We start from the raw sequence: 15345 nt of genomic DNA, 5'->3' as shown, positions 1-15345 counted from the left end.
ATTAACACCTCAGTTTCCATTTCTTCTCGTAAATGGATCGTCCTTGTTTAAATAAAAATATAAATAACAGGCCGATCACTAATCCTAATGCAAGGCTGTAAAAAGTCCTCAGAAGTGAAATATAGAGAGGTATATGCAAATGGGTAAAGGTGTTAACAATAGATAAATACCCGATCACACCCGGTATAAGCAAATACAAGCCAATTTTTTGATGAAGCGGATAGATGTACAGCGCAAGCACAAAGAAAGGGAAGCCAATCAGAAATTCCTTCGTTCTCGGCCTTACATACATGACCTCTTCCAGCCATTGGCGAAAAGCCAGTTCAATGGAAGATACGCTCCCCGCATTTCCAGTCCGGCTTATATAGTACAAGCCGATAACGGCTATTAAACCAATAACAGCTAAATGCCAATACTGAACCTTCATGTTCAATATGCCCTTGAGGTCCCGCCAAAGCGCATAAATCATGACAAATAGGATCGGAACGATGTAGGTCAGCTTAACCCCGCGGAATGCTTCAATCTTCACCAAATATTCATTTCCATTCAAAAGTGAAGTAATAATGATAATACCTGCAAAGCTGATTAGAGCCGCCCGGCCATATGGCAGGAATATCCCTTTCCTATTTTTAATTGGGATGACAGCAAAAATCGGTGTAATAACGGCAACGAGTAAACCAAGTCCCTGCACCAGGACTTGGGCCTTCAGCAAAAAGGCTGCTGCCGCAATCAAAAATGTGCCTGCAAGCGCTGCATAGAATAAAGCCCGCCTGGAAAAAATCGCTTGTACAGCAATAGAGATGAAAAGGACAGCAGCCATCAAAGCCGGCAATTGACTCCAGAAAGGTACAGATATTGGATCAAATGCCCGGGCTTTACCAGCTTTATAATGGACTGGCATTTGGCTATTTATTGCCTGAATAAACTCTTCCGTATTCAAAAGTGCTTCTTCAGGCTCTGCCACGTTCTCCACTCTAATGAATAGCGAACGGATATTCCTTTCCTTTACGGCCCGAACAGCCCTATCCACGCCTTCCTCGATGCTTGGGACTTGATTCAAGTCAATGCTGTGCAGCCGGATCATATCAAAATCTATCGCTCTGGCCATTGTACCGATTCCAAGCTGATCGGCAAATTCAATGGCATAAACGGCTATATTCTCATCCTTCAGCTCTTGTGCAAATCTTTTGATCTTCTCTGCATCCGGATAGCCGATGACTTCATCACCGGAAATCAAAAGACGATTTGATTTCTCATCTGCAAGATCAAGCAGCTGATTGAATACAAATGGATCTTTTTCATCCAAGGAATTAGGCATTCTAAAAACGACTGAAAGATTTGCCTTCTTAATTTCATCTATAAATTCTTCCGTATAGCCAATTGGTGTTTCATTGAATTGGGCACTGTTCAGTGCAGGAAAATGAATAAATTCCTTGTTCGCAATTCTGACTGTTTCTTCTGCCTGAAAAACATCCGTGAGCCGGCCTGTCAGCTCGTTTTCATTTTGGATATGTATATAAGCTCCTTCATTAGAAACCTGGTCGGCTACACCTTCCAAGTCGCTATTCAGGATAGACATTTCCTGGATCCTTCCGCCGGTCAGGACGTTAATATCCCCTATGTCCTCCAGGCTATTTAAGGTTTCAGGCTGAATACTGACAGCATGCAGCCCGGCATCTTTCAAATCCCGCAATACATCTCCCAATTGCAGACTGGGATCCTTAGATACCAGTGATTGAATATCCTGAAACGGAATAATCGTTTCATAATTCCGATTATTCCATTCAGCCTGATGCCTTTGCATAAGGCCAGGCAGCGTTAAAAGAAGAGATAGAATCAATAAACCCAGAACAGCTTTTTTCAATCTCGACATCCTTTCAAAGAAAGCACCGAATACTAATTGGTTCCTTTTGACTTCCCTTTGTTCAATAAAGGCAAGGAGGCGATTTCTGTTTTATCAATACCCCTTGTAATAAATAAAAGGATAAAGTAGATGAGGGCACCCGCTATAACGGCAGCTCCGGAAAATAGCAAAGCTTTCAATCTGCTCCAATGTTCAATATCTGCATAAAGAATCGAAAGACTAATGAGGCCGCCCATAATGATGGAAGAAATCACGACAGCGGAATCCTTCCATTTCCACACAGTGAAAGGAACTGCCTTCTTAATAAAAATCGTATTGGCAATAAAAATGACCACATATACAGCCAGTGTCGAGTAGGCTGCCCCAATTAGGCCAAACTGGCCGACAAAGGTGATGTTAGCTGCTGCTTTAAGAACCACACCGCAGACAATGATATAGGCAGCCTGCTTGGCCAGATTGATCCCCTGCAAAATCCCTGTACCCAGTACAGATAGCGAAGTAAATACAGAACTAAAGCCGATGACCGCCAGCACAGCGCTTCCTTCCAAGTCTTTAAATAAAGCCATATTTAAAGGAAGACTTAATGCCAGCAGTCCGAATGCTGCGGGCCATGACACAAGATGCGTCAGACGGTGAGTTCTTTCCAGGATCCCCCTTGCCTTTTCATGGTTCTTTTCCGCCAGCGTCTCTGTTAATAGAGGGATAAGCGGAAGCACGATCGAGCTTGAGAACACAGTAGCGATTTGAACAAGCGACAGTCCCCGCCCGTAAATTCCATACATATAGGTAATATTTTGGTCAATATCTGCTTTCTTTAGACTATATGGAATGGTAACAGAATCCACGAAGTTCAAAAGCGCCATCGTGATGGCCCCAATACAAATCGGAAGGGAAATATAGAGAATCGTTTTTCCTGTTTTAAAAAAATCACTGTATGAATAGCGATATCCTTCTGATTTGGGCTTTAAAGTAGAACGGGCAAACAAAATCCGCAAGTAAACAGCGGAAGCGGCAGCCCCTAAAATGGAGCCAGCCATAATGCCGGCTGACACCGCCTCATCGGAATAATCTCTTTCAACAAGCACATAAGCAATTATCAGGATAAATGCCACACGGACTAATTGCTCCAGCACCTGCGAAACAGCTGTTGGCCTAATATCCTGAAAGCCTTGAAAGTAGCCCCTGTACACAGCCATATAAGGTGCAACCAGAAGAGTGGCCGAAACAACAATTAAGGCTAACCGGGTGCTTGCGCCTCCCAGTACCGCCGCTATCGGTGCAGAAAAGCTATAGATAAGCGTAAAACTGGTCAGCCCAAACAAAAAGGCCAAAATCACTGCAGTGACATATATTTTATAGATCTTCTCGTGATCTCCATGCACATTTGCTTCAGAAATCAATTTGGAAATAGCAATCGGAATTCCTGCTACTGAAAGAATCAGCGCCACCATGTAGACAGGATAAACTAAGCTAAAAATACCCAGCACTTCATCTCCGGCAATATTCTGAAGCGGTATGCGAAAAATGCTTCCAAGTATCTTTGATGCCAAAGTGGCAATGGATAAGATTAAGGTGCTTTTAATAAACGCTTGCTTCATGCTAGCTTCTTGCTTTCTGCGCTAAAATCTTGAAAGCGAATCTCGGCAGTGCCATCATCCGTCCAAAACGGCTTGGCTGCTTTAACAGCCTGTAAAACCATTCCAGATTCATCCTTTGCCAGATTTCCGGCGCTCTTTTCACGGTCCCGGCAATGACATCAAAGCTGCCCCCGACACCAACAAACACACCTTTGTCAAATTGATGAATATTTTCAGCAATCCAATTTTCCTGCCTTGGCACGCCTAATGCCACAAAAATGAGATCCGGCCGCTTTTCAGCAATTTCCTGCTGAATATGTCTGCTTTTCCAGTCAAAAAACCCATTATGCGAACCGACTATTTTTAGCTGAGGAAATTGTTTTCCAATATTCCTTTCAGCCTTTTCCAGCGTTTCCTGCCTGGCCCCCAGCAGATACACACGGTGCTGGTGCCGGTCAGCTAATTGAAGCAAGTCCATCATCACATCATAGCCTGCTACCCTCTCAGGCAGCGGTTTATTTAACAGCTTTGCTGCCTTTACTACACCAATCCCATCTGCCGTTACATAGGTCGCCTGTTCCACCACCTTCATATACGACGGTTCTTCATTGGCCTTCATTACAATTTCAGGATTTGCCGTTATCACAAAAGCTTTTTGTTCTGCATTTATATGATGCTGCAATTGATCAACAAATTGAGAGCGGGTTGCATGAACAAAAGGAACACCCAAAATGTCCACATGTTCTAAATTCATAAGAAAACTCCTTGTCATCTTAAATTTTCTCCATTAATATACCACAAAATATTAGCAGCCAATAATCGCCGCTTAATCATTCGAGGACAAGGATAAAGCAGGGCTTAAGTTGGAGTCAGCAGTATATCTGGATGTTTTTTCACCTCTCTGCAATGTATTCATGAATATTTCTTATAGAATAAGTGATTCGTATTTTGAAGTAAATGAATGCAGAGAATATTTACAATTTTTCACTTAAGTGCAATATTATTATTCAAAGCTTTACAAAATTAAATTAAAAGAAAAAGGGACAGCATTCGCCATCCCTTTTACCTTAATACATTAGTTATATATCTTTTTTCAGAAAAACCTCTTCAACAACCCGCCTTGAAGACTCTCCACTCTCTAAATAGCAAAATTTGCTGTAAAACTCCTCATATTGCTCATTCAAATAAGAATCCGGGGTTATATTCTTAATATAATGAATGACCTCCTCTGTGGTCCTGGCTAATGGACCAGGTGCCTTCTCTTCAAAATCAAAATAGAAGCCACGAAGTTTATCTCTATAATTATCGATATCATAAACATAGAAGATCATCGGACGCCTCAGATTTCCGTAATCAAAGAAAACAGAAGAATAATCAGTCACTAGCATATCAGATATTAAATATAACTCACGTATATCCTCATGATGGGAGAAGTCATAGGCAAACCCTTCATATGGTGTTAAGTCAAAGTTTTCAGCGACTAAATAATGCATTCTTAAAATAATTATATATTCATGCCCCAGTTTTTCCCTTAAGCGATCAAGGTTTAATTGAAGTTCAAATTTATATTGGCCCTTCCCGTAAAACTGGTCATCTCTCCAGGTTGGGGCATAGAGCAGAATCTTTTTATCCAGCGGCAAATGATAGTCCTTTTTCAACTTTTCAATAGTTTCTACATTATTGTTATTGTAAAGAAAATCATTGCGTGGATAGCCGGATTCAATCATTTCTTTTCGGAATCCAAATGCCCTTCTGAATATATCCGTGGAATATCTATTAGGGGAAATCAAATAATCCCACTTACTTGATTCCTTCAGGAAATTCACTTTGTAGCTTTCTGTATCAGTACCGGGCATGTGCACTTCATCCATATCAGCTGCAAGCCTTTTTAGAGGCGTTCCATGCCATGTTTGAAGATAAGTGGTATGAGAAGGCTTCGGGATCCACAATGGCAGTCGGCTGTTGCTTACCCAATAACGGGCTCTGGCCATGAGAAAAAGCCATTTTAGAGAAAATCTTTCTGCATATAATATATCTTTATCAGTAAAGTTTTCCAGATGCCTTTTATCTGCACTCCAATACATAGTATATTCAGGGTGATTTTCTCTCAGGTATTCATAAATGGCTCTAGGATTGCAGCTATATTGCTTTCCTAAAAAGCTTTCAAAGATGATAAGGTCTTCCTTCACAGGAAGATAACCGGCCAGCTTAAAAACAATTTGATATATTCTCTGTATTTTATTACTTCTTTTTACCCTTAACAAAAAATTTTTTAATGGCATGTCTCATTCACCTTGTATATAGAATTGACTATTTTTTCAACATTTTTCGGCATATGAAGACATTATAAAGCTATTCATGGCGATTATCAAATGAATCTGGTTTTAACGAATCATTATCAAGGTATAAAAAATGAATAAATGGCTAACAGGATATGGCAGCATCCCCACGCGAAGTAAACTTGTAAAATACCAAGAAAAAGAATAAAATAGTATAAGTATGTTTGCGTTATTACTGAACGTGTACAAATTGTTAGTTCACTGTAATGGCTTTGTAAACATAAAGATTTACAATGAAAATTGTCGATGTAAATAAGTCTTTGGACACAGACTCCACCATTATACTTTTAATGATAGATGGATAATGTTGAGTCAGTATTAAATAATTGTAAAAATATATCCGAAATCGAATACAGCAAGTTTTTAGGAGGAGTAATCGATGAAAAAAGTCATCACATACGGTACGTTTGATTTGCTGCATTGGGGTCATATAAATATTCTAAAAAGAGCAAAGGAGCTTGGGGATCATCTGACAGTTGCCATCTCCTCAGATGAGTTTAATGCTCTTAAAAATAAAGAAGCATACCATAGCTACGAGAATAGAAAAATGATCCTGGAGTCCATTAGATATGTTGATAAAGTCATTCCTGAAAACAATTGGGAACAAAAAATCAGCGATGTTATTGAAAATGATATTGATATTTTTGTCATGGGCGATGATTGGAAAGGGAAATTTGATTTCCTTAAAGAATATTGCGAAGTAATCTACCTTCCAAGAACAGTTGGAATTTCAACTACAAAGATTAAGAAAGATTTGTTCAAAGTTCACAATGGCTAGAGAGATCTTAGTATCAATATACTTGATGTTATTTTCTTTCATATTTAATATATGCAAGCTGTTCCCCCAAAAGAAAGAAAAAACTGTCTTCGTTGTTACATTTATTGAAAATAGCGCAAGTATATATGAAGAACTTAGGCGACAAGATCCTTCTTGTCGTACTATTTTTTTAGCAAGCAAGAATGTGTATAACTTTTTTCTAAATATGATGAGAGCACGATATTGCTATTTGAGCCTAAAAAGCTGAAGGATTTTATAATTTCCATTTATCATTTAGCCACTTCCAAGCTGGTGATCGTGGATAATTATTATGGATTTCTCTCATCAATCCGGTTCAAAAAAATGTTACTTGCCTCCAAGTATGGCATGCTTCCGGTGCCATTAAACAATTTGGCCTTAAAGACCCCTCGATTGCAAACAGGAAGAGCAGGGCCATTACAAGGTTTAAAAAAGTATATAAGCAGTTCCATAATATAATAGTCGGCTCGGAAGAAATGGCCAGGATATTTGGGGAAGCGTTTGGAATTGAGGAAAAAAACATTCTTAGAACCGGAATGCCGAGAACAGATGTTTTTTTTAACGAAAAGCGGATTGCTCTTATTAAAAAATATATGTATCAAAAATTCCCTTATCTGGAAGAAAAAAGGTCATTCTATATGCACCGACCTTCCGGGATAATGAATTGGACCACTTTCAGCTTCATTTGGACCTGGAGGAAATGCAGCACCATTTAAATGGAGATTATATTGTTCTGCTAAGGCTGCATCCTGCTGTCAAAAACAATCTGGATATAAGCAAATACGATGGATTTGTTTATGATTATTCTAAATATGCCAAGCTTAATGATATTTTATTTATTACTGATATATTAATTACTGATTATTCATCTATTCCATTTGATTTTTCAATTCTAGGGAAGCCAATGATCTTCTTTCCTTATGATCTTGAGCACTATCAAAAAGAACGCGGGTTCTGGGGCGAGTATTCAGACGTTGTCCCTGGCCCAATTGCCATGTCAACAAGCGAAATTATCACTATTTTACAGTCAGGTGATTTTCAGCTTGAAGAAATATCGGAATACGAGAATAAATGGAATGAATATTCCAAAGGAGCTTCCAGCCAAAATATCGCTTCTTGGATCTTATATACCTTAAAGTCGCAAGAAACAAAAAAGAGCTCCCTTTACGAGACGTAAAGGGAGTATTTTTTTGTGTCGCATTTTGTCTGCGTTTGCGGAACTGGATTAAAACTGGTCGAAAATTCTCTTTCCTGCACTGAAAATCTATTATACTATTAATAATTGTGAGTAACACGAACTAAATAAGAAAGGGGAAAAGAATGATTAAGAAACTATTGGCTTCTTCACTTATCTTATCGCTATTGATTCCAGTCATACATCATCCGGCATATGCAGAGGCCGAAAACCAGGAAACCGTTTCTGAGAAAATTGTTCCTTCAGAGGAAAATCTTCAAGAAACTCTGCTTGACCAGCCAAAAGAAAAAGAAAAGGAAATAACTTCAGAACAAATGACAGAGGATGATACAATTGCTGAAGAGTCATTTAAAAGTGATGTTACGGATCCGATGCAAGAAGAAAAAGAGCCATCCCAGCAAATTACAGAACCCGCCGAATCATCTAAAGATACGTTAACTGATGAGTCATCAAACGATACGCTAACTGATGTATCAGAAAGCCTCGAGTCCAACAAAACATTAACGGAAAAGGCTGTTCAAAAATCAAAAGCCGTCAGCAGTTCTCAGGCTCTGCAAAATGAGAATACGATTATAGAGGGCAATACTAAATATTTCTTAAATTCAAACGGATACCTGACCCATGCAGAAGTTTACTCAAATAATAAACTCGTTACAATAAAGGAGTTTTATCCCAATACTTCGCACGAAAATGCGAATGAGCATGTAAAGTTTATTTTCTCTTTAAATCAGGATGGTTATATTATAAATGCTCAAAAACTTAAAGAGGACTCCCAGCAGCCAGAAATCCATTATGAATATTACCCTCAAACCCGATATGGGGCGCATGGGAAAAGGATTAAATACATATTTGAAATGACTGCATCAGGATATATTGCAAGTGCATTCCAGAGGGAAATAGACACACAGCGCACCTTGGCCATATATCAGTATTATCCTCAAACCTCATATGGTGCACATGGAAGCAAGATTAAATTTTCCTTTGAACTTAATTCATCCGGCTATTTGAATAAAGCTATTCAGAGAGAAAAGGATACCCGACGGATCACATCAGCTTATCATTATTATCCTGGAACTTTTTACGGAAAGCATAGCACAAACATTGAATATATTTTCGATATAAACAGCTCAGGTAATGTGGCCCTGGCAAGCAAACGAGAAAAAGGATCCCAGCGAATTCTTTCGCTATATGAATATTATTCTAATGCCGTTTATGGAAATCACGGTGATAAAATCAGTCTTATATTTGATATGAACAAGTCGGGTCATATATCAAAAACCTCTAAAAGAGAAAAAGGGACCCAGCGTACACTTTCATGGTTTGAGTACTATCCTCAAACCTACTATGGCAGCCACAGCAATAGAATCAAATACATATTCGATCTTGATTCCGCAGGCTATATTAAAAAATCATCCTTGAGAGAATCAGGAACCCAGCGCATCCTTTCAGTCTATTTTTATGCACCAAAAACATCCTATGGATACCATGGCTCTAAAATTAGCGGGCTGCAATTAAATGTTCCGCTTGTATCACAGCTGCCAGAGCTGCCAACCGGCTGTGAAATCACTGCTGTAACCATGATGCTTCAATATAAAGGAGCATCCGCTAATAAAGTAAAATTAGCCAATGAAATGCCAAAGCATCCTTACAGCCCTTATTTAGGGTATGTAGGTGATCCATTTACAAAGTTCGGCTGGACTATTTATCCAACTGCATTAATGGGCATCGTAAAAAAATATGCAGGAAGTTCAGTAAACTTATCAGGTAAAAGCAATGCAGCAATAGAAGCTCACTTATCTTATCGAAAGCCAGTGGTTGTCTGGGTCTCCCCTATGCACGGCTTTACTGTACATGCCATCACTTTAGTAGGCTATGACAGCAGCAATTATTATTTCAACGACCCATGGACAGGGCAAAAAAATGTCAAGATCAGTAAAAGCGAGTTCAATAAACTTTGGAGCAATCAGGAAAAAAGAGCCATTTCCTATTAAATCAGCAGAGAAAGCCCGGAACAGTTATAGTTCCGGGCTTTTTCTCACTTTACTTCAGTATTTTTTTGATTTTGGCAAGAGCTTTTCCGAACAATACATTTTTCGCTTTAATCTCTATACTCATATTGCCTAAATTTGTCCGATAAAGAGATATTACAGGCTCTTTGATTCCATCGGAAGTGTTAACCCCTGGAGAAACTCTAATTCTGGCCGGCAGATACTCGGGATAATCAACCAGGCGGAAATATAAGTCCAAGGTGGATCCCCGAACCACATTTTTAAAGGCCTTGGCTTGAATCCATGCTTTATATATCTGATTTTCAAAGAGATAAGGGTGAGGTTCCTCCACAGGCTCACTTTCTACATTAGCGAGTATGATCTTTTCCTTTGAGCCTCTTACAGTCGCATAGATTTCACCAACGGCTTGCTTGCTGGCTTTCGGAATAGTCAATGCTCCTGAAATTTCGAACCCTAAATCATCCGATACGATTTTACTTATTATTACTGTGGGCTTAAAATCTTTGGTAACATCATGAGTCTTTTCTTCACCTTTTAGAAGGAACCTGCTGCTTTCCTGAAAGACAATTGGAGTTGTTTCTGTGTTTGTATAAATTACAGAAAATAATTTCAACTCATTATAATTTTTATTGAAAAATATATCATAGAGCTTCTTTTCTTTAGCGGGAAGCTTTAACGCAGTATCTGCCGGGATTTCATTTATAAATGAGGTGACCGCATCTTCCCACCGTTCTCTATCTGCATCATCGATTAAGGCATATTTAATGACATGTAGCCTCAAGAGATCCAATAAGCTTTTTAAATCATGCTCCTGAATGATTTTCACAGGTATTTGGTTAGCTTTCAGCCACTGTCTGTTTGAAGATAAGGCACTAATTCGATCCAGAGTGTTCTGCAGTTTCATTTGCTGCTGTGTGATGGAAGGCTTATCTTCTCCTTCCCTAACCCGCCATTCATATACAAAACTATTAACAATGGCTATCTTGCCTGCAAGTACGGCTCCTTTCATTGTAAAAGCAAGATCTTCATAATACTTTCCTTCTGTAAAATGAAGATTGTTTCTTTTCACAAAATCCTTCTTCCATAGCTTATTGCAGGCAATACTATCCTGGAGCAATTCTGGTTGATCCAAAAGTGCAGTGATCTCATTCTTTTTGTATAAATTAAATTCCAGATGCCTGATGGGGATATATTTTCTCTCTTCATTAAAACGAATAACTTTCCCGGCTGCATAATCGGCGTCACCCTTTACAGCTGCTTTCACTAAGGATTGGATGGCATGAGCCGGTATGCGGTCATCAGAATCCAAAAAGAAAATGTATGTTCCATTGCTTAATGAAATACCTTTATTCCTGGTATAGCCTAACCCGTGGTTCTGCTGGTTGATTAATGTTATTCGGCTATCCTGATTAACATACCGATTAATGATCTCTTCGCTTTGGTCAGTCGAACCATCATTAATAATAATGACTTCTAAAGCCTGATAGCTTTGATCTATGACAGATTTCAAACATTCGTCAAGATAAGGAGCAGCATTATATACTGGAATTACAATGGATACAAGTGCAGACACATTTCTCACCTCTACATTTACAAATGCCAAAATAATAAAAAGAGCTGCAAAAAGCAACTCTTTTTATTTAGTTAATGAAAAACCCTGTTTACAACTCTTTTAGAAGCATTGCCATCTTCTATACTGCCAAATTCAGCAACAAAACGGTCCAGTAATTGCTCATACTCGTTTAATCGGGCAGGATGATTCAAGAAGGAATTGACTTCATCTATCTTTCTGCATATCGGACCAGGAGCCTTTTCAACCAGATCAAAGTAGGTTCCCCGGCGGGCCAAATATTCTTCCAAGTCATAGCAGTATAAAATAATCGGCCTCTTTAATAATGCAAAGTCAAACATGACAGATGAATAATCACTTATCAATACATCCGACACCAAATATAATTCCTGTATATCCTGATAGCCTGATGCATTTATGACATTCTCAGGCATTCTCATATGAGAGATCTTTGCAGATAACAAGTAATGCAGCCGGAGCAGGATAATAGTGTTTTGGTCAACACTTTTGCTAAGCTGCTGGATATCTGCGAGTGTTTTTTGGAATGAGTTGGGATCCCAATCCCGGAATGTAGGAGCAAAAAGAATGACCTTTTTGCCTTCAGAAATCCCTGTTTCATTCCGAACCTTTTCCGCAATCTCCCTTGGCTTGTTAATCAGAATATCATTTCTTGGGTAACCTGTCTCAAGAATCTCTCCCCCATACCGGAACCCGCGCGTAAATATTTTGGAGCTGTAGGAGTTTGGAGAAATGAAGAAATCCCAAGCATCTGTCTGAACCCGAAGTCGTGACAGCTCCGTTTCACTAGGAAGCTTTTTTTGGTCATAGCCCATTCTCTTAAGAGGTGTTCCATGCCAGGTTTGCAGATACACCTGATCTTTCTTCTTAGGGACTAAATGTGCAATTCCCTGGTTATCTACCCAATACTTGGATCGGTTAAGATAATAATAATATTTGAGGCTATTTTTTTTAACTTTAACAGGATTTCCAGGCACCTCGACAGCTTCCGGATCTTCAAAGGACCAGATATATTTATATTTGTTATTTCCCTTCAGCAGTTCTTCATAAATATACTTAGGACTGTCACTGTACTGTTTTCCCATATGGGCTTCGAAGACCACCCAGTTCGATTTAACAGGGAGCTTTTTAATTCGGCCCTTGATAAAATTAGTAAGGGCGTTTTGAAGAACTCCCGGTTTCTTATGCTGTTTTGGTTTTCTCCTTTTGGAAAACATCCATTTAACCTGGTCCATTCTTCTTAATGGAAGCACTTGTATGGCAAAGGAATTTTTGTGATTAATAAAGAATGCTTTTGATAATCCATTGTTCTTAACCAGTTTATTACTGAAGTCATGAATATCCGTCTTCTTAACTAGACGCTTATGAAGGTTGCCCTGATGACTAATAACTAAGGATAAATAATAGTTTCCAGGCTCCATATTCTTCAGATCAATACTATACCTGTTTCCACCCTCGCTATCAGAAACAAGCATTTCTTTTGTCAGGTTATTTCGAAGCACCCAATACAAATCAATTTCTTCATCATTAATTGATTCTGAATTGATATTTGCCTGAAAAACGAGCTTATCATGATTTAATTTCATATCATGTAGATTGAAATCTACTCTTAAACTGCTGATCCGAAGGAACTTTTCATTATATTTTTGAATAGAAGGACGGAAATAATATTGATCAGCAACAGCGTAAATTCTATTTGCCTTCGTAGGCAGTCCATTAATATAGGCAATATAATCCTGAAATGCCTCTTTGTCACCTAAATAGAGCAAGTAGTATAGAATACGGTCTTTTTCGGCAAGATTCGTAAATGCATATTCGTCCATAACCTCGTGCATATATTCATAAATCAGGGCATGGAATTTTTCTTTATATTCTTCGTCAAATTCCAGGTAATCATTTATATATAATTTTAAATCATGGCGCAGAAAACGGTTATTCTTATGTTCCTGGTAGAGGAGATCTCTGTTTTCTCTCAAGAACTTATCATAATATCGATGGGATATAATTCGGTTCTCAAAGTTTTCAAATTCAAATCTTCTGTTGGATATGGATTTTACTGCAGCATTTTCGACTACCCGCCAATAGTAAATCGGTTCCGGAATAATACTTACACTTTCTGCAAGGAAATATGCTTTACCTGTAAAAACAACATCTTCATAATGAATGCCTTCAGGAAAACGTAAATGATGTTTGTCCAAAAAAGAACGCTTATAGATCTTATTTGTAGAAACGCTGTCAAAAAGAAGCACTTTAAAATCCCGGATATTTATATTAGTCCGTTCAATGTTATAAATTTGGTTATGATACCAGATGTGATAATTATTTGTGCGAATTGCTTGTCCTGCCACAAAGTCTGAGCCTGTCCTTTCAATGGCAGCGACCATTTTCTCGCACGCATCCACCGTATACCAATCGTCACCATCCAGGAACATGATATACTCTCCAGTTGTGTTTTCAATCCCTGTATTCCGGGGTGTGCTGCAGCCTCCACTGTTTTCCTGAAGATGAATGGATTTAAAATTTGGTTTATCTTTAATAAAGTCATCGATGATTTCTCCGGTTTTGTCTTTAGAATAATCATTTACGACAACTACTTCGAAATCCTTATATGTTTGTTCATGGAGGGACTCCAAACATTCTTCAATATATAATTCGTTATTGAAAGCAATGACAACGACAGATAGCTTAGGCGGCTTATGCTGAGTATTTAATTTAGTTAACACCATGCCCACCTCCCAATTCATCAAATAAGTCATACCATTGCTGTTTGATTACAGATTTTTCGAATTTCTCACTTTTACTAAAAGACTTCTCGCTAAATTCAGCAAATAAATCCTCATTTTGCGCAAGGCGCCTAATATGCCGCGACAGTACAGGCACATCTCCAACCGGTGCTAAATACCCATTTTCATATTCATCAATGATCTCCCGTATACCAGGGGCACAGTCCGTGGAGATGCACGGAAGGCCACAGGATTGTGCTTCTATTAAAGACATGGGCAGCCCTTCAGCTTTGGAAGACAGTACAAAGAAGCTGGCACTTTCTAATACTTCCTGAACATTTCCTGTTTGACCCTTTAAATGAATCCGATCATTCATGTCAAGAACATTAATCAGGCTTTGGAGTGACTTTTTCGCAGGCCCTTCACCGTAAATTTCAAGCTTCCATCCTGGTATATCTTCCGCCACCCTGGAAAAGGATTCAATCAGCACATCAAACCCTTTGTCCTCAATAAGTCTTCCTGTCGAAACAATCGTTTTGTTTGAATATAACTTCAAAGCTTCGTTGGCAGATCTGAACGGCGATGGATTATACATGACCCCGGCATTTGTAAAACCCAGATTTGCAAAGTATTCGGAGTCTTTTTGGGTCAATAATAAAAACTTCGATACTTGACGATAATATCGGAGAAGCCTTTTATAGCGATGGGAATTTTTCGCAGCCGCAACGCTTTCATGGCTTTGTCCGATGATCTTCACATTTTTCCTATACAGAACAGGCTGAATCCATTGCATTCCCCAAACTTGGATGATAATGACATACACATCTTCATCACCATATTTGTCAAAGAATCTTTGCACTTCTTTCCTTCTTTTAACGAGCTCGATCCTCCTCTTGACTTCCGATGCAACCTTATTGAATCGCAAAGCCTTCAGGTTTGAAGAGATTTCCTTGGCAATCGGTGCGCGGTATCCATTCTTGTGTACTATATGAACAGGTATGTCAGCAGAAAAATAGCTTGGCTCATTTTCCTGCTCATTTATACTTAAAACGGCAACGTTATGTCCATCTTTGAGGAAATCATCCGCCAGAATGGAAGCAACCCTCTGTGCGCCGCCATGGCCATTATATTCATTTAAAACAAACACAATATTCTTCGATTTCATTTTATAACTCCTCATATTCCCTAATATAAAAAACCTCTTTCCCAGGTCCGTACTTCTTCAAGAATAAGTATAATCTGCCCAAGTTTTAG

10 protein-coding genes and 1 pseudogene are annotated in these 15345 nt (G+C 38.8%); 4 read left to right on the top strand and 7 right to left on the bottom strand.

Annotated features, from left to right (window positions below; all coding sequences use genetic code 11):
• Nucleotide 1 precedes the first annotated feature (1 nt).
• From M5V91_RS24760 to tagF, 4 genes and pseudogenes are all read right to left on the bottom strand, one after another.
• Nucleotides 2-1864: a DUF5693 family protein gene (locus tag M5V91_RS24760; RefSeq protein WP_251174178.1), complete on the bottom strand. Its 1863-nt coding sequence runs from the start codon at nt 1862-1864 to the stop codon at nt 2-4.
• Between the two features lie 32 nt (nt 1865-1896).
• Nucleotides 1897-3462, bottom strand: a complete 1566-nt coding sequence (locus M5V91_RS24755; protein WP_251174179.1) for a putative polysaccharide biosynthesis protein — start codon at nt 3460-3462, stop codon at nt 1897-1899.
• Between the two features lies 1 nt (nt 3463).
• A complete protein-coding gene (locus M5V91_RS24750; protein ID WP_174751955.1) occupies nt 3464-4195 on the bottom strand; it encodes a WecB/TagA/CpsF family glycosyltransferase in 732 nt (243 codons plus the stop codon).
• Between the two features lie 325 nt (nt 4196-4520).
• A pseudogene (tagF, locus tag M5V91_RS24745) lies at nt 4521-5639 on the bottom strand (teichoic acid poly(glycerol phosphate) polymerase); the annotation flags it as partial.
• A gap of 520 nt (nt 5640-6159) precedes the next feature.
• Here tagF and tagD point away from each other — a divergent pair.
• From tagD to M5V91_RS24730, 4 genes are all read left to right on the top strand, one after another.
• Nucleotides 6160-6558 carry a glycerol-3-phosphate cytidylyltransferase gene (gene tagD, locus M5V91_RS24740; protein ID WP_197218116.1) on the top strand — a complete coding sequence of 133 codons (399 nt, stop codon included), beginning with the start codon at nt 6160-6162 and terminating at the stop codon, nt 6556-6558.
• A 314-nt stretch (nt 6559-6872) separates the two neighbouring features.
• Nucleotides 6873-7292: a CDP-glycerol glycerophosphotransferase family protein gene (locus M5V91_RS30720; protein ID WP_369426003.1), complete on the top strand. Its 420-nt coding sequence runs from the start codon at nt 6873-6875 to the stop codon at nt 7290-7292.
• Nucleotides 7181-7753 (top strand): CDP-glycerol glycerophosphotransferase family protein, encoded by a 573-nt coding sequence (locus tag M5V91_RS24735; protein ID WP_369426002.1) that lies wholly within the window; start codon nt 7181-7183, stop codon nt 7751-7753. Before M5V91_RS30720 ends, M5V91_RS24735 begins: the two co-directional genes overlap by 112 nt.
• A 143-nt stretch (nt 7754-7896) precedes the next feature.
• The gene (locus M5V91_RS24730; protein WP_251174180.1) at nt 7897-9762 is read left to right on the top strand and encodes a C39 family peptidase; all 1866 of its coding nucleotides are present in this window, start codon (nt 7897-7899) and stop codon (nt 9760-9762) included.
• 49 nt (nt 9763-9811) lie between these two features.
• Here the strand turns inward: M5V91_RS24730 and M5V91_RS24725 are convergent, their stop codons facing one another.
• The 3 genes from M5V91_RS24725 to M5V91_RS24715 form a co-directional block, all read right to left on the bottom strand.
• Nucleotides 9812-11353, bottom strand: coding sequence for a glycosyltransferase family 2 protein (locus M5V91_RS24725; protein WP_284521570.1), 1542 nt, complete (start codon nt 11351-11353; stop codon nt 9812-9814).
• A 71-nt stretch (nt 11354-11424) separates the two neighbouring features.
• Nucleotides 11425-14094, bottom strand: coding sequence for a bifunctional glycosyltransferase/CDP-glycerol:glycerophosphate glycerophosphotransferase (locus M5V91_RS24720; protein ID WP_251266835.1), 2670 nt, complete (start codon nt 14092-14094; stop codon nt 11425-11427).
• The gene (locus tag M5V91_RS24715; protein ID WP_251174183.1) at nt 14081-15256 is read right to left on the bottom strand and encodes a glycosyltransferase; all 1176 of its coding nucleotides are present in this window, start codon (nt 15254-15256) and stop codon (nt 14081-14083) included. Before M5V91_RS24715 ends, M5V91_RS24720 begins: the two co-directional genes overlap by 14 nt.
• Between the last annotated feature and the right edge of the window lie 89 nt (nt 15257-15345).

Source organism: Cytobacillus pseudoceanisediminis (genome assembly GCF_023516215.1).
GTDB classification, from domain to species: Bacteria; Bacillota; Bacilli; order Bacillales; family Cytobacillaceae; genus Cytobacillus; species Cytobacillus pseudoceanisediminis.
The sequence above is the reverse complement of the archived record's forward strand: the minus strand, read 5'-3'. Positions and strand labels throughout refer to the sequence as shown.

Bases quoted from the DNA above. Each gene is read 5' to 3' on its own strand.
- M5V91_RS24755 (WP_251174179.1), bottom strand. From the start codon at position 3,462: ATGAAGCAAGCGTTTATTAAAAGCACCTTAATCTTATCCATTGCCACT.
- M5V91_RS24750 (WP_174751955.1), bottom strand. From the start codon at position 4,195: ATGAATTTAGAACATGTGGACATTTTGGGTGTTCCTTTTGTTCATGCA.
- tagD (WP_197218116.1), top strand. From the start codon at position 6,160: ATGAAAAAAGTCATCACATACGGTACGTTTGATTTGCTGCATTGGGGT.
- M5V91_RS24730 (WP_251174180.1), top strand. From the start codon at position 7,897: ATGATTAAGAAACTATTGGCTTCTTCACTTATCTTATCGCTATTGATT.
- M5V91_RS24720 (WP_251266835.1), bottom strand. From the start codon at position 14,094: ATGGTGTTAACTAAATTAAATACTCAGCATAAGCCGCCTAAGCTATCT.
- M5V91_RS24715 (WP_251174183.1), bottom strand. From the start codon at position 15,256: ATGAAATCGAAGAATATTGTGTTTGTTTTAAATGAATATAATGGCCAT.